The 14,812-nt window shown below is 68.6% G+C and carries 15 protein-coding genes; 5 read left to right on the top strand and 10 right to left on the bottom strand.

The features are described 5' to 3' along the window. Nucleotides 1-21 precede the first annotated feature (21 nt). From AC5RVV_RS00075 to AC5RVV_RS00060, 4 genes are read left to right on the top strand one after another with little or no spacing between them, the layout of a single operon-like run. Nucleotides 22-693: a GntR family transcriptional regulator gene (locus AC5RVV_RS00075; protein ID WP_494001237.1), complete on the top strand. Its 672-nt coding sequence runs from the start codon at nucleotides 22-24 to the stop codon at nucleotides 691-693. Continuing rightward, nucleotides 694-2,214, top strand: a complete 1,521-nt coding sequence (locus AC5RVV_RS00070; protein ID WP_493999436.1) for an MmgE/PrpD family protein — start codon at nucleotides 694-696, stop codon at nucleotides 2,212-2,214. Next, nucleotides 2,215-3,120 (top strand): methylisocitrate lyase, encoded by a 906-nt coding sequence (gene prpB / locus AC5RVV_RS00065; RefSeq protein WP_493999435.1) that lies wholly within the window; start codon nucleotides 2,215-2,217, stop codon nucleotides 3,118-3,120. It abuts the gene before it with no gap. Nucleotides 3,121-3,141: 21 nt separating this feature from the next. After that, complete coding sequence (locus tag AC5RVV_RS00060) at nucleotides 3,142-4,302, top strand: bifunctional 2-methylcitrate synthase/citrate synthase (RefSeq protein WP_493999434.1); 1,161 nt, start codon at nucleotides 3,142-3,144, stop codon at nucleotides 4,300-4,302. On the opposite strand, the gene AC5RVV_RS00055 is transcribed toward AC5RVV_RS00060, so the two are convergent. From AC5RVV_RS00055 to AC5RVV_RS00010, 10 genes are all read right to left on the bottom strand, one after another. Then, entirely contained in the window at nucleotides 4,299-4,802 is a 504-nt protein-coding gene (locus AC5RVV_RS00055) for an 8-oxo-dGTP diphosphatase (protein ID WP_493999433.1), read from the bottom strand. The two genes, AC5RVV_RS00060 and AC5RVV_RS00055, sit on opposite strands and share 4 nt — an antisense overlap. 130 nt (nucleotides 4,803-4,932) lie before the next feature. Beyond that, nucleotides 4,933-5,904 (bottom strand): site-specific tyrosine recombinase XerD, encoded by a 972-nt coding sequence (gene xerD, locus AC5RVV_RS00050; RefSeq protein ID WP_494001236.1) that lies wholly within the window; start codon nucleotides 5,902-5,904, stop codon nucleotides 4,933-4,935. A 15-nt stretch (nucleotides 5,905-5,919) separates the two neighbouring features. After that, complete coding sequence (locus AC5RVV_RS00045; RefSeq protein WP_493999432.1) at nucleotides 5,920-6,597, bottom strand: NUDIX domain-containing protein; 678 nt, start codon at nucleotides 6,595-6,597, stop codon at nucleotides 5,920-5,922. Continuing rightward, nucleotides 6,598-8,319 (bottom strand): CTP synthase, encoded by a 1,722-nt coding sequence (gene pyrG / locus AC5RVV_RS00040; RefSeq protein WP_493999431.1) that lies wholly within the window; start codon nucleotides 8,317-8,319, stop codon nucleotides 6,598-6,600. Between the two features lie 118 nt (nucleotides 8,320-8,437). Further along, nucleotides 8,438-10,150 carry a DNA repair protein RecN gene (recN, locus tag AC5RVV_RS00035; protein WP_493999430.1) on the bottom strand — a complete coding sequence of 571 codons (1,713 nt, stop codon included), beginning with the start codon at nucleotides 10,148-10,150 and terminating at the stop codon, nucleotides 8,438-8,440. Continuing rightward, the gene (locus AC5RVV_RS00030) at nucleotides 10,147-11,142 is read right to left on the bottom strand and encodes an NAD kinase (protein WP_493999429.1); all 996 of its coding nucleotides are present in this window, start codon (nucleotides 11,140-11,142) and stop codon (nucleotides 10,147-10,149) included. The genes recN and AC5RVV_RS00030 overlap by 4 nt, the downstream gene beginning before the upstream one ends. Then, nucleotides 11,139-12,011 carry a TlyA family RNA methyltransferase gene (locus tag AC5RVV_RS00025; protein ID WP_493999428.1) on the bottom strand — a complete coding sequence of 291 codons (873 nt, stop codon included), beginning with the start codon at nucleotides 12,009-12,011 and terminating at the stop codon, nucleotides 11,139-11,141. The genes AC5RVV_RS00030 and AC5RVV_RS00025 overlap by 4 nt, the downstream gene beginning before the upstream one ends. A gap of 5 nt (nucleotides 12,012-12,016) precedes the next feature. Next, nucleotides 12,017-12,220 (bottom strand): hypothetical protein, encoded by a 204-nt coding sequence (locus tag AC5RVV_RS00020; RefSeq protein ID WP_493999427.1) that lies wholly within the window; start codon nucleotides 12,218-12,220, stop codon nucleotides 12,017-12,019. 60 nt (nucleotides 12,221-12,280) lie between these two features. After that, nucleotides 12,281-13,261, bottom strand: coding sequence for an HAD-IIA family hydrolase (locus AC5RVV_RS00015; protein ID WP_493999426.1), 981 nt, complete (start codon nucleotides 13,259-13,261; stop codon nucleotides 12,281-12,283). After that, nucleotides 13,251-14,096: a hypothetical protein gene (locus tag AC5RVV_RS00010; protein WP_493999425.1), complete on the bottom strand. Its 846-nt coding sequence runs from the start codon at nucleotides 14,094-14,096 to the stop codon at nucleotides 13,251-13,253. Before AC5RVV_RS00010 ends, AC5RVV_RS00015 begins: the two co-directional genes overlap by 11 nt. Nucleotides 14,097-14,210: 114 nt before the next feature. Between AC5RVV_RS00010 and AC5RVV_RS00005 the strand changes: the two genes are divergently transcribed. Next, nucleotides 14,211-14,812, top strand: a 602-nt coding sequence (locus tag AC5RVV_RS00005) for a hypothetical protein (protein ID WP_493999424.1), incomplete at its 3' end; no start/stop codon positions are given.

The following is a 14,812-nucleotide window of genomic DNA, read 5'->3' as shown; positions in this document are numbered from 1 at the left end:
ACTAGCGCCATGAAGCAGAACTTGCGTGCCGGCGAACGGGCGTACTGGACGCTGCGCGAGGACATTGTGGAATGGCGGTTGCCCCCGGGCACGGTCCTGGCCGAGGTTGAGCAGGCCGCCCGGCTGGGCATCTCCCGCACGCCGCTCCGCGAGGCGCTGGGCCGGCTGACCGCCGAAGGGCTGGCCACGCCCCACACCGGACGCGGCGTCGTCGTCGCCGACGTTTCACTGGAGAACGTCACCGAGCTCTTCGAACTGCGCACGGCACTGGAGTGCCAGGCGACGGCCTTGGCCGCCAGGCGCGGCGAACCGGCCGAATTCCGGCGGCTGCAGCAGGAATTCCTCGCGGCTGCCGAGGCCATGCGCGGCGCCGTCCCGGACCCGCAGGCCTACTACCGGCTGGTCGGCCGCCTGGACGCCGCGGTGGATCACGCCGCCGCCAATACCTACCTCCGCCAGGCGATGGCCAACCTGCGCGTCCATTTGGTGAGGATCCGGCGGCTTGCACGGGACAACCCGGCCCGCCTGCTGGCCTCGGCGGCCGAACACGCCAACATCGCCGGCGCCATCGCCGACGGCGACAGCCAGGTGGCAGCGGCAGCCACCCGCATCCATCTTCACCAGAGCCTTGAACACTTCAAGACCACCGATCCGAAACACCGCACCGACCTGCCAGCCGAGAGGACATTCTGAATGACCGTCAACCATCATGTGCGCGTCTACCGCAGCGAAGAGAACCTGCCCCGCGAGGACCAGCTCGCCTACAAGATCGCCCGCGTGGCCACCGACCCGGTGGAGGTTTCCGCCGACGTGGCCGAGATGGTGATCAACCGGATCATCGACAACGCTTCGGTGGCCATTGCGTCGCTGAACCGCTCCCCCATCGTCGCCGCGCGTGCGCAGGCGCTGAGCCACCCGGTCTCCGGCGGCGGTCAAGGCGCCGGCATCTTCGGCATCACGCAGAAGACCTCCCCGGAGTGGGCGGCCTGGGCCAACGGCGTGGCCGTGCGCGAACTGGATTACCACGACACGTTCCTGGCCGCCGACTACTCGCACCCGGGCGACAACATCCCGCCCATCCTCGCGGTGGCCCAGCACGTGGGCGCGAATGGCCGCGACCTGCTCCGCGGCATCGCCACCGGCTACGAAATCCAGGTGGACCTGGTCAAGGCCATCTGCCTGCACAAGCACAAGATCGATCACGTGGCCCATTTGGGCCCGTCGGCCGCGGCGGGCATCGGCACGCTGCTGGGCCTGGATACGGAGACCATCTTCCAGGCCGTGGGCCAGGCGCTGCATACGACGACGGCGACGCGCCAGTCGCGCAAGGGCGAGATCTCCACCTGGAAGGCGCACGCACCGGCCTTCGCGGGCAAGATGGCGGTGGAGGCAGTGGACCGGGCGATGCGCGGCCAGACCTCACCCGTGCCGATCTACGAGGGCGAGGACGGCGTCATCGCCTGGCTGCTGGACGGGCCGGACGCCTCCTACGACGTGCCGCTGCCGGCCCCGGGCGAGCCCAAGCGCGCCATCCTGGACACCTACACCAAGGAACACTCCGCCGAGTACCAGGCCCAGGCCTGGATCGACCTGGCCCGCAAGCTGCACCGTGAGCATCCGGAAGCCACCGACGCGGAGAACGTGAAGTCCGTCCTGATCAGGACCAGCCACCACACGCACTACGTGATCGGCTCCGGCGCGAACGATCCGCAGAAGTACAGCCCCACGGCGTCCCGCGAGACGCTGGACCACTCGATCCCGTATATCTTCGCCGTGGCCCTGCAGGACGGCGCCTGGCACCACGTTGATTCGTACGCCCCCGAACGGGCGGCCCGGCCGGACACCGTGGCGCTGTGGCAGAAGGTCAGCACCGAGGAAGACCCGGAGTGGACCCGCCGCTACCATTCGCTGGACATCGCCGAGAAGGCGTTCGGCGGCTCGGTGGAGATCACGCTCACCGACGGGACCGTCATCGCCGACGAGATCGCCGTGGCCGACGCCCACCCGCTGGGCGCCCGCCCGTTCGCCCGGGCACAGTATGTGAACAAGCTGCGCACCCTGGCCAAGGGCATCGTCGACGATGCCGAAATCGACCGGTTCCTCGCCGCCGTCGAGCGGTTGCCCGAACTGGCCGCCGGCGAGCTGGACCAGCTGAACATCCGGGCGGCCGACGGCGTCATCGACCTCTCCGCCGGGCCGAAGGGGCTGTTCTAAATGCTCTACTCCGCGACAACACCCGAGCAGAAGCGCCGGACGCTGCGCGAGGGGCTGGCCTCCGGGAAGCTGCAGCAGTTCCCGGGCGCGTTCAATCCCCTCTCGGCGCGGCTGATCCAGGAGAAAGGGTTCGACGGCGTGTACATCTCCGGCGCCGTGCTGGCCAACGACCTGGGGCTGCCGGACATCGGGCTGACCACGCTGACCGAGGTCGCTGTCCGGGCCGGGCAGGTCGCGCGGATGACCGACCTGCCGGCCCTGGTGGACGCCGACACCGGCTTCGGCGAGCCGATGAACGTGGCCCGCACGGTGCAGGAACTGGAGAACGCCGGCCTGGCCGGCTGCCACATCGAGGACCAGTTCAACCCCAAGCGCTGCGGCCACCTGGACGGCAAGAACGTGGTGGACCTGGAGACCGCCAGCAAGCGGATCCGCGCCGCCGCCGACGCCCGCCGGGACCAGAACTTCCTGATCATGGCGCGCACCGACATTCGGGCCGTGGACGGCCTGGCCGCCGCCCAGGACCGTGCCCGCGCCCTGGTCGACGCCGGCGCGGACGCCATCTTCCCCGAAGCCATGCGGACCCTGGACGAATTCGCAGCCATCCGCGACGCCGTCGACGTGCCGGTGCTGGCCAACATGACCGAGTTCGGCAAGAGCGACCTGTTCACCGCGGACCAGCTGTCCTCCGTGGGTGTGAACATGGTGATCTATCCGGTGACCCTGCTGCGCAGCGCGATGGGCGCGGCCGAGCGGACCCTCGACGCCATCAAGGCCGACGGGACCCAGCAGGCACAGGTAGGCGACATGCTCACCCGTGCGCGTTTGTACGAATTGGTGGATTATGAGGCGTATAACCAATTCGACACCTCTGTATTCAATTTCCACGTGCCCGGCCGGCACTGACCACAAGACATAGGAGTCGCCATGAGCACCGATGCATCAACCGAAGCACCGCAGATCCGCAAGGGGCTGGCCGGCGTCGTCGTCGACACCACGAAGATTTCCAAGGTCAACGCGGAGACGAACTCGCTGCTGTACCGCGGCTACCCGGTCCAGGACCTGGCCGCGCACTGCAGCTTCGAAGAAGTGGCCTACCTGCTGTGGAACTCGGAGCTGCCGAACGGCGACCAGTTGCGGGAGTTCACCGCGGCCGAACGCGGCGGACGCGCGCTGGACCCGGTGGTGAAATCGGTCATCGATGCTCTGCCGGCCGAGGCCCACCCGATGGATGTCTGCCGGACCGCCGCCAGCGTGATCGGGGCCCGGCACCCGCTGGCCGGGGATTCCTCTCCGGCGGCGAACATGTCCAAGGCCGTGGAGTTGCTGGCGGCCTTCCCGGCGGTCGTCGCCTACGACCAGCGCCGGCGCCGCGGCCAGGACCTGGTGGAACCGCGCGCGGACCTGGGCTACGCGGCGAACTTCCTGTGGATGTCCTTCGGCGAAGAGGCCGCGCCGGAAGTCGTGGACGCCTTCAACGTGTCGATGATCCTGTACGCGGAGCACTCGTTCAACGCGTCCACGTTCGCGGCGCGGGTGATCACCTCCACGCTCTCCGACCTGCACTCGGCCGTGACCGGTGCGATCGGCGCGCTGAAGGGCCCGCTGCACGGCGGAGCCAATGAGGCGGTCATGCACACCTTCGAGCAGATCGGGATCCGCCCTGACGAGCCCCGCGAGGAAGCCGCCGCACGCGCCCGGACCTGGATGGAACAGGCGCTGGCCCGGAAGCAGAAGGTGATGGGCTTCGGCCACCGGGTCTACAAGCACGGCGATTCCCGGGTGCCGACCATGAAGGCCGCGCTGGACAAGATGATCGAACACTATGGGCGGCCCGAAATACTCGGCCTCTATGACGGCCTGGAGCACGCGATGGCCGAGGCGAAGGACATCAAGCCGAACCTGGATTACCCCGCCGGCCCCACCTACCACCTGATGGGGTTCGACACCGAGATGTTCACCCCGCTGTTCGTGGCCAGCCGCATCACCGGCTGGACCGCGCACATCATGGAGCAGTTGGAGTCGAACTCGCTGATCCGGCCGCTCAGTGAATACAACGGGCCCGCCCAGCGGGAGCTGGGCCGCTAAAGCTGCCAGGCCACGCGGTGGCCGGTGTCGAGATTTTCGACATCGGCCACCGTTTCGTTATCCGGCTGCATCAGCACCCGCAGCCGCGGCCGCTGCCCCGACAACGCCAGCGGCAGCCAGTGGCCGGCGTCCTGCCACATCTGCGCCAGCGGCAGCCGGTCCACCCGGTACCAGGCCGGCGCGATTTCCGCGGACTCTACCGGGACGCCCTCCCACCGCCGGGCCACGAAGAGCGCGGTGTCCATGTTCCACGCGGGAAGGGCCGGAAAATCGAAGAAGATCCGTCCGGCCTGCTCCAGCGCCTCCGGCCCCACGCGGACTCCGGTCTCTTCCTGCATCTCACGGCAGGCCGCGTCGTCGTCGCCCTCCCCCGGCTCCACTTTGCCGCCGACCCCCACGACCTTCCCGGTGCCGAACCCGGTCTTCTTCCGGCCGAGCAGCACGTAACGGCGCCCGGCTTCCTCCCGGAGCAGGAAACACAGGGCAACGGCGACAGTCATGGCAGCGAGTCTAGCCCGGCGCGACGGCGCCGACGGTGCGTTCCGGTGCAACCGGCCGGTGCCCGAGAGAGACGCCAGCGGGCCCGGGCGCGCGCGGAGCCGCCTTAGCTCCGGGCCCCCGGGAGACGCGTCAGCCCCGGGCCCGCGGATGCGCCGCCGCGTAAACTTCGCGGAGGGTATCGGCGGTGACCAGGGTGTAGATCTGCGTCGTGGTGACGGACGCGTGGCCCAGCAGCTCCTGCACCACCCGGACGTCCGCGCCGCCCTCCAGCAGGTGGGTGGCGAAGGAGTGCCGCAGGGTGTGCGGGGACACGGGCTGGGTGATCCCGGCCTTCTCCGCGGCGGTCTTCAAAATAGTCCAGGCGCTTTGGCGGCTCAGCCGGCCGCCGCGGGCGTTCAGGAACAAGGCCGGTGTGCCGTGCCCCTTCGCGGCCAGAGCCGGACGTCCACGGACCAGGTACGCGTCCGCCGCCTGCGCGGCGAAGGAGCCCAGCGGCACCAGCCGCTCCTTGGATCCCTTGCCGAACAGACGGACGACGGCGGGGCCGTCGCTCTGCGGTTCGACGCTGACATCATCGACGTCCAGGCCGACGGCTTCACTGATCCGGGCGCCGGTCGCGTACAGGAACTCCAAAAGCGCCCGGTCGCGCAGGCCGGTGGGGGTGTCTGCACCCGCAGACTCCAGGATTGCCGTCACAGCGGCGACGGAAATCGCCTTCGGCAGGCGTTTGCCGGGCATCGGCGGATGCACGTCAGTAGCGGGGTCGGTCTCCGTGACCCCTTCGAGCGTCCAGAACTTATGCAGCCCCCGAACGGCCACGATGGTACGCGCCGCGGACCTGACGCTCAGGGCGGCGGCGCCGTCGGACCCCTCGGTGATGGCCTGGGCGAAGGCCGTGACATCGTGCCGGGTCACCGTGGCCGGCTCATCGACCGCGCGCGCCTGCAGGAACCGCAGGTAACGGCCCAGGTCCCTGCGGTAGGCCGCTACGGTGTTGGCGGCCAGACCGCGTTCCACCGCCATGTGCTGCAGGTAGTCGCCCGCGGCGCGGCCCAGCGGTGTCGCGGTGAATTCGTCTCCCTTGGCGGACGGGGCCTGCAGGGGCGCGATGGCGGATCAGTCCCGGCCGGTTCCGGCGGCACCGTCCGGGCGCTGGCTGGGATGCTCCGGCCACGGCGCGTCGGCCGGGCGCAGGTCCTCGAAGCCGGTGGCGGCCGCGCGCGCGGCGGCAAGCACCCCGGTCACGGCCGACGGATTGTGCAGCCGCCCGGCCATGACCGCGTCCACCGCATCGTCCAGATCTACCCAGAGATGCTCGATTTCGGCCTCCTCGTCGGTGCGCTGGTGCCGCTGCGCCTCCGGCACCTCCGAGAGGTCACGGGCCAGGTAGATCCGGATCGCCTCACTGGAAGAGCCGGGCGAATTGAAAAAATCCACCAGCACGTTCCAGCGCCCGGCCACCAGGTCGGCTTCCTCGGCCAGTTCCCGCACCGCGGCATCGACGAAGTCCTCGCCGTCCACGTCCAGCAGGCCCGCCGGGATTTCCCACAGCGACATCCTGGTGGGCTGCCGGTACTGCCTCAGCAGCAGGACCCGTCCCTCCGTGTCCATCGCCAGGATGGCCACCGCGCCCGGATGTGCGATGTAGTCGCGCACCAACGTCTCGCCCGTGTCCGGGCCCAGCGTGAAGGTGTCGCTGACCACGTCCCAAATGCGTCCGCGGTAAACGGTTCGGCTGTCGACCAGCGGACGCGGGTCGGGGATGTCGGCAAAGGCCGCGGAGTGCGCCGACACTCAGGCTCCGGACTTTGCCGTGGCCTTGGCCTTGCCATGCCCCAGTGCGGCGGCGACGAGGCCGGCGAACAGCGGGTGCGGCCGCGTGGGGCGCGAACTGAGTTCCGGATGCGCCTGGGTGGAGACGTAGTACGGGTGCACGTCGCGGGGCAGTTCCACGAACTCCACCAGCTTGCCGTCCGGGGAGGTGCCGGAGAAGACCAGGCCCGCCGCGGCCAACTGGTCGCGGTATTCGTTGTTGACCTCGTAACGGTGGCGGTGACGTTCGCTGACCTTGGTGCTGCCGTAGGTCTCCGCGACGACGGAGCCGGACTGCAGGGCTGCCTCGTACAGGCCAAGGCGCATGGTGCCGCCCAGATCACCCTTGCCGTCGACGATGTCCAACTGCTCGGCCATGGTGGCGATCACCGGGTGCTTGGTGTCCGGATCAAACTCGGTGGACGAAGCGTCTTCCAGTCCCACGATGTTGCGGGCGTACTCCATCACCATCGACTGCAGGCCGAGGCACAGGCCAAGGGTGGGCAGCTTGTGTTCGCGGGCGAACCTGAGTGCGCCGAGTTTGCCCTCCAGTCCGCGGATGCCGAAGCCGCCGGGCACGCAGATGGCGTGCACGCCGTGGAGGGCGGCGGCTGCGCCTTCTTCGGTGGCGCAGTCGTCGGAGGGAACCCAACGGATCTTTACCTTGGTCTGGTTGGCGAAGCCGCCGGCGCGGAGCGCTTCGGTCACCGACAGGTAGGCGTCGGGCAGGTCGATGTATTTGCCGACCAGCGCCACCTCGACGTGGTGCTTCGGGTTGTGGACCGCCGACAGCAGCCGGTCCCACTTGGTCCAATTGACATCCTTGAACTTCAGGTCAAGGTGCTGCACGATGTACGCGTCCAGGTTCTGCGAGTGCAGGGTCTTGGGGATGTCGTAGATGCTCGGCGCATCCGGGCAGCCAATCACTGCGTCGATGTCCACGTCGCACATGCGGCCGATCTTCTCCCGCATCGCCGCAGGGACTTCCCGGTCGGACCGGATCACGATGGCGTCCGGCTGGATGCCGATGGAGCGAAGCGCGGCGACGGAATGCTGTGTCGGTTTGGTCTTCAGCTCATGCGACGGGCCAATGTACGGCACGAGCGACACATGCAGGAAGAACACGTTGTTGCGCCCGACATCCTGCCGGACCTGGCGGGCGGATTCGAGGAACGGCTGCGATTCGATATCGCCGACGGTGCCGCCGATCTCGGTGATGATCACGTCCGGAACCTTCTTGCCCGCGACAGGCTCGGCGGGCAGGCGCATGCGGCGCTTGATCTCGTCGGTGATGTGCGGGATGACCTGAACTGTGTCGCCGAGGTATTCGCCGCGGCGTTCCTTCGCGATCACGGTGGAGTACACCTGGCCGGTGGTCACGTTTGCCGACCCGTCCAGATTCTCGTCCAGGAACCGCTCGTAGTGTCCGATATCCAGATCGGTCTCCGCGCCGTCGTCCGTGACGAAGACTTCACCGTGCTGGAAGGGATTCATCGTGCCCGGATCCACGTTCAGGTAGGGATCGAGCTTTTGCATCGTCACGGAGAGGCCGCGGGCACGGAGCAGGTGGCCGAGGCTTGAAGCCGTCAGTCCCTTCCCGAGCGAGGACGCCACGCCGCCGGTGACAAAGATATGTTTGGTCGTCTTGGACGACTTGGAAAACCGGGAATTAGTTCGCTGCACCACGGAATTCGAGCCTATCACCTTTCTGGACGCCCTCGGATCTCAAGGCCGTTCCGACCGCTGCCGGGTGTGCGAACACACACCCGCCGGTCAACTGCTCCCCCGCCGGCGGCGGGGCTGGTCGTGCCTGTAGCCGATGCTACAGCGCCCTCGCTCCGTCGATCAGTTCCTGGGCGTGGGCGCGGGCGGAATGGGATTCTTCCTGGCCTGCGAGCATGCGGGCCAGTTCGGTCACCCGCTCTTCGTCGTCGAGCAACCGGACGTCACTGGCGGTCATCCCGCCGTCGTCCCCGCCGGCCGTCTTGATCACCCGGATGTGCTGGTCCGCGAAGGCCGCCACCTGCGGCAGGTGGGTCACCACTATGACCTGCACGTAGCGCCCCAGCATGGCCAGGCGGCGGCCGATCTCGACGGCCGCCTTGCCGCCGACGCCGGCATCCACCTCGTCAAAGACGAAGGTGGGCACGGGATCGACTTCCGCCAGCACCACTTCGATGGCAAGCATCACGCGGGACAGTTCACCGCCGGAGGCCCCCTTGCCCAGCGGACGCGGCGGGGCTCCCCGGTGCGGCTTCAGCAAGAACGTGATGACGTCGGCGCCGTGCACCGTCAGGGCGGGCGCCGGTTCGATATCGATCAACAGTTCGGCCTCGGCCATGGCCAGCGCCGACAGTTCTGCGCCGACCCGGCGGCCGAGTTCGGCTGCGGCGTCGCGCCGCAGCGCCGTCACCGCGGCTGACTGGACGGCCAGGGCGGAGTCCAGTTCGGCGATTTCCGCCTCCAACCGCTCGATCCGGCTGGAGTCGTCGGTCAGGTCTTCCAAGCGGGTGCGGGCCTGAACGGCCCACTCCAGCACTTCGTCGATGCTCGGCGCGTATTTGCGCACGAGCCGTGCCAGGTCGGCCCGGCGCGCTTCAACCTCCTCCAGCCGGCCCGGCCCCTCGCTGTCCAGCGATGCGCCGTAGCTCGCCAGCTCCGCGGCTACGTCGGCGAGGATGATGCCGACCTCGGCGAGCCGGGCCGCGGCGCGGCCCAATTCGGCGTCTTCGTCCTGGACTTGCTCCAACGACCGTTTCGCCGCGTCGACCAGGGCCGTCGCGTCCGGGGAGTCGGTGTACTCCTCGGCCACGAGCGCCTGGTGCGCCAAGGTGGCAGCAGCGCGCAGTTCCTCGACGTTGGCCAGCTTCACGGCCTCGGCCTTCAAGGCGTCGTCTTCACCGGGCTGGGGGTCCAGCCCGTCGATTTCCTCCAGGGCCTGCTGCAGCGCCTCGGCTTCGCGCAGGCGTTCGCGGGCCTCGGTCCGCAGGGTCTCCAGTTCGGTGCTGGCTTCCCTCCAACGGGCGAATGACGCTGCATAACCGGACAGCGCCGTGGTGAGGGCTTCACCGGCAAACTTGTCCAGCGCTTCCCGCTGCGCCTGCTGGCTCTTGAGCCGCAGCTGGTCTGTTTGGCCGTGGACCGCCACCAGGTGGCCGCCGATCTCGGCCAGCGTTCCCACCGGCGCTCCCCGGCCGCCGACGTGCGCGCGGCTGCGGCCATCGGCGTTCACCGTCCGGGCCAGCATCAGTTCAGCTCCGCCGTCGAACTCGTCGATGTCAGCGCCCGCCTCACCCGCGCGGGCCAGGGCAGGACTTCCCGCGGCAAGCCGAACCACGGCCTCGGTCACTGCGTTGCGTGCCCCGGTCCGCACCGCCCCGGCGTCCGCGCGGGCTCCCAGCAGCAGGCCGAGCGCGGTGACCACCATGGTCTTGCCCGCACCCGTCTCGCCCGTCACCACCGACAGGCCGGGCCCCAGCGGAAGCGTAGCCTCGGTGATCACACCGAGGTTGCGGATCCGGATTTCTTCGATCACTTCGGCGCCTCCTGGCTTGGCTGGGCGTATCGTGGTTCCACTGTCCGCACCGTAGGCAGGGACGAAGTCGGCGGCTGTTCTTCCGAGGGGCTGACGGGCCCGCGCCATCCCGACGTCGGCAGTTCGAATTTGCGGACCAAACGCTCCGAGAACGGCGTCCTCCTGGTCCGGGCCAGCCGCACGGGTTTGTTGGAGCGCGTCACTTCGATCCGGGAACCGGGCGGCAGCTCCAGGCTTCGGCGGCCGTCGCACCAGAGTACGCCGTTGGCATCGCTGCGGCTGAGCACTTCCACCGCCATGATCGAATCCGGGGCAACCACCAGCGGTTTGGCGAACAGCGCGTGGGCGCTGATCGGGGTCATCAGCAGGGCTTCCACCTGGGGCCAAACCACCGGGCCGCCCGCGGAGAAGGCGTAGGCAGTGGACCCCGTGGGGGTGGCCATGACCACGCCGTCGCAGCCGAACGAGCTGATGGGCAGGGCGTCGACCTCGACCACTACTTCCAGCATCCGCTGCCGGTCGCCTTTTTCCACCGCCGCCTCGTTCAGCGCCCAGGTATGGCCGATCTTGCGCTTGTCCAGCCACACCTGGACGTCAATGGTCAGGCGCTCCTCAACCGTGTATTCGCGGTTTACCACCCAGTGAACCGTCTGGGCCAGATCCGCCCGCTCGCTCTCGGCCAAAAAGCCGACGTGTCCGAGGTTAACACCCAGCAGCGGGACGTCCGATTCCCGGACCAGTTCGGCCGAGCGCAGGATGGTACCGTCGCCGCCGAGGACCATGCCCAGATCAACGCCGTCCAGGCCGATGTCCTCGTCCAGTATTTCGGTGGGAACGGCCAGCTCGCCGTAGGTCTCCTGGAGGTGTCCGACCTCTTCCCGTCGCATGACCGGCACCAGGCCGGACGAGTGGAGTTGGGCGCAGGTTTCCTGGGCGGCCGCCAGGGCGTCTGCGCGCCCGGTGTGCGCGAGCACCAATATCCGCCGGCTCATCGCTCCACTCCCGGTTCCTGCCCTCTCGGTTCATCCAACTGGTCCGGCCTCGCTTCCCGCTCCCGCGGAAAACCGGCCATGGCCGCGTCCACTGCCTCCTGCAGCACACTACCCGTTCTGCGCTCAGTGGCCCCCGGGGGAACACTTATCCACAGGAAATATTCGACGTTCCCGTCCTGGCCGGGAAGCGGGCTGGCCGCCAATCCGCGTATGTCCAGCCCCCGTTCCAACGCTGCGGCGACAACGTTGCGAACCGCCCGGTACCGTTCCGTGTCGGAACTGACGACGCCGCTGCGCGCCAGCCGCTCGCGGCCAACCTCGAACTGCGGCTTGACCATCAGCAGCAGATTCCCGGCCGGACGGGTCGCATCGGCCAACGGTCCTATGACCAGGGTGAGGGAGATGAACGACAGATCCGCGACGGTCAGGTCCACCGGGCCGCCGATCGCTGCCGGGTCGAGATACCGGACGTTCAGGCCTTCGAATACCCGGACCCTGCTGTCCGTACGAATCGCGTCGACGAGCTGGCCGTGTCCGACGTCCACGGCGACGACCTCCTGCGCGCCAGCACGCAGCAGTACATCGGTGAAGCCGCCGGTAGAAGCTCCGGCATCGAGGCAGCGCAGGCCCGCCGGATCGACTGCGGGGAAGGCCGCCAGTGCACCGGCAAGTTTGTGTCCGGCCCTGCTGACGTAGTCGGGGCCTCCGTCTGCGGCCACGGCCAGCTGGTCGTCCGGGCCGACGGCGGCCGCCGCCTTGGTCAGAACAGTTCCGGCACGGCTGACCCGCCCGGCCGCTATGAGCTTGGCTGCGTGGGTACGGGACCGTGCCAATCCGCGGGATACGAGCTCCTGGTCCAGTCTGGGCATAGGGCTCAATCAGCCTCGGTCTCCAGCTCGGCCAACAAATCGTCGTGGATCTGCTGGTACACCTGTTGGTGCCCGCGTACCGGAAGGTTTGGAATCCCGGCGAGGCCGGAGATGATCGCGTCGACCGGCTCGTCGGCCGTGGAGTCGCCGGGAACCGGCCACTGCGGCTGCATCCGGCCGCCGCTTTCCCCTGATTCTGGCAGGTCCAAGCTATCCTCCCTCGCGTCGGCGGCTGTACCCAACCGCATGAGCCAGTCTAATATCGGCCTTCAACCGGCAAGGTCAGGCGCGGCCGCGGACGCCTGGTGCGGATGGGCATCCCACCAGGCCGCGCAGGCAGCGCGCCAGGTGTCCACATCCTCCCGGCTGCCGGAGACATTCAGCTTCCCGTTTTCGACGGCGGCCACCGCAGCACCGCAGCGGAACCCCGAGCCGTCAGGGGTAACGGCAGGATAGGGCCGGTACAGTTCGGTCAGGCTGCCCAGCAGATACCGTGGCCGTTCCGCCGTGCGCGCGGCGAGGATCGTTTCGACCCCGTCGATGCCGGTCAAGACGACTGCCGTGTCCATGCCCGCGTTGTTGCCGCCCAGGATGTCCGTATCGAGCCGGTCCCCCACTACCAGCGGCCGGCGAGCCCCCAACGCCGCAGCCGCCGTCGTAAAAATGCCCGCTTCCGGCTTTCCTGCAACCAGGGGCACCGCGCCGGTGGCTGCCTGTACGGCCGCCACCAACGACCCGTTTCCGGGGGCGATGCCACGCTCTCGGGGAATGGTCAGGTCGGTGTTGGTGGCGATCCAGAGGGCGCCCGCGGCGACGGCGAATGATGCCTCCGCCAGGTCTTTCCAGCCCAGCCCCGGGTCGAACCCCTGGATCACGGCGACCGGGGCATCGAGGGCGGAACGGACCGGTACGAAGCCCTGGGCGGCTGTTTCGTCCGCCAGGGTCCGGCTACCCGTGACCAAGACCTTTGAGCCCGCCGGAACATGTCGGGCAAGCATCAGCGCACCGGCCCGCGCCGACCCGAAGACCTGGTCGGCGGTGGCCGGGGCACCGAGCTCGCGCAAATGAGCGGCCACCTGCGCCGCTGACCGCGACGCATTGTTGGTGATGTAGCCCAGCGCCGTCCGGGTCTCCGCGAGGCCCCTCAGTGCCTCTACGGCTCCGGGGATAGCCTGGTGCCCGGCGTACACGACGCCGTCCAGATCGGACAGCACGGCGTCGTAACCGGAGATCAGGGGCTTACCCGTCATCGTCCCTGCTGGCCTGGGCGGACGCGGTGCCGGGAGCGCCGGCGTCTTCGACGTCCGTCGCAGCTGGAGCAGCCGCTTCATCGGAGGCGGTCGGAGAACCAGCCGCAGGTTCACTTTCGCCGTCGTCCGGCGCTGACTCTTCAGATTCGGCCGGGCCGGCCGTGTCGGCCTCGTTGATGAAACCCCGCACATCGGTAACGGGGCCAGCTTCGCGGCGGCCGTCATCCGGTTCCATCTCATCGCCGACCAGGTCGACAATCTCAGGCTCGGCAAAATCTCCCACGCCCAGGGCGTTTTCGGCCACCATCGCCTGGCGCCTCCATTGCTGTGCTTCCTCACCACGGTTAGCGGCATCCAAGGCGTCCGCATACGCCCGGAACAGCCGCGGGCTGTAGGAGAAGGCCCTGTTTCGGTCCAGTTGCGGAATCTCCAAGGCCGCAACCGCCGCGTCGTACTGCTCCAGGTCGGAACGGGCGCCGGAGGCCACAATCGCCAGTTCCACTTTGCCCGCCGTATCCAGTGTTGCGGCGTCTTCTGACCGCGTCAGCTCCAGCGCCCTGTCCGGCCGCCCGAGGCCACGTTCGCAGTCGGCCATGATCGGCAGGTGCTCATTGGAACCGCTGATGCGACGGAAGGTGCGGAACTCCCTGAGGGCTTCACCGTAGTGACCGGCCGCGTATGCGGTCAGGCCGACGGCCTCTCGCACCGGAGCCATGCGCCCACCCCTGCGGCTGGCCGCCAGGGCGTGCTGGAAGGCAAGTTCCGGTTCCTCGTCCAGCAGTCGCCCGGCCATCACCAGGTGCTTGGCAACCCACTCAGCGTTCTTGGACTCCAAGGTCCGCAGCTGCGCGCGCGTGACGCGGTCCAGCTCGGCACCCGTGACGTCGGGGTCAATCTCCGGTGAACGCGGGCGGTCGACCCGGTTGGAACTGCGCAGGTCTCCGGCATTGTGATCAGGCGCTCCGCCGGCGCGGTCGAACGACCTGCCACCGCCATCGTTGCGGGAACGGTCACCGCGGTCCTGGCGGGGGCGGTCACCGAAGTCCCGACGCTCACCACGATCCTGACGCGGCCGATCATCGCGCGAGCGGAAACCACCGGCACCGCCAGACGCGCTGCCACGATCCTGACGCGGCCTGTCATCGCGCGAACGGAAACCACCGGCACCACCAGACGCGCTGCCACGATCCTGACGCGGCCTGTCACCAAAGTCCCGACGCTCACCACGATCCTGACGCGGCCGATCACCAAAGTCCCGACGCTCACGATCTTGGCGGGGACGATCATCGCGCGAACGGAAACCGCCGCCGGACGAGCTGCCGCCACGGTCCTGACGAGGACGAACACCAAAGTCCCGACGCTCACCACGATCCTGACGCGGCCGATCATCGCGCGAACGGAAACCACCCGCACCACCAGACGCGCTGCCACGATCCTGACGCGGCCGATCATCCCGCGAACGGAAACCACCCGCACCACCAGACGCGCTGCCACGATCCTGACGCGGCCGATCATCCCGCGAACGGAAACCACCCGCACCACCAGACGCGC

The organism is Arthrobacter sp. MDT2-34-1 (assembly GCF_059091365.1).
Note: the sequence above shows the minus strand (reverse complement) of the source record. Positions and strands in the feature narration are given on the sequence as shown.

Bases quoted from the DNA above. Each gene is read 5' to 3' on its own strand.
- AC5RVV_RS00070 (WP_493999436.1), top strand. From the start codon at position 694: ATGACCGTCAACCATCATGTGCGCGTCTACCGCAGCGAAGAGAACCTG.
- prpB (WP_493999435.1), top strand. From the start codon at position 2,215: ATGCTCTACTCCGCGACAACACCCGAGCAGAAGCGCCGGACGCTGCGC.
- AC5RVV_RS00060 (WP_493999434.1), top strand. From the start codon at position 3,142: ATGAGCACCGATGCATCAACCGAAGCACCGCAGATCCGCAAGGGGCTG.
- AC5RVV_RS00055 (WP_493999433.1), bottom strand. From the start codon at position 4,802: ATGACTGTCGCCGTTGCCCTGTGTTTCCTGCTCCGGGAGGAAGCCGGG.
- AC5RVV_RS00030 (WP_493999429.1), bottom strand. From the start codon at position 11,142: ATGAGCCGGCGGATATTGGTGCTCGCGCACACCGGGCGCGCAGACGCC.
- AC5RVV_RS00025 (WP_493999428.1), bottom strand. From the start codon at position 12,011: ATGCCCAGACTGGACCAGGAGCTCGTATCCCGCGGATTGGCACGGTCC.
- AC5RVV_RS00015 (WP_493999426.1), bottom strand. From the start codon at position 13,261: ATGACGGGTAAGCCCCTGATCTCCGGTTACGACGCCGTGCTGTCCGAT.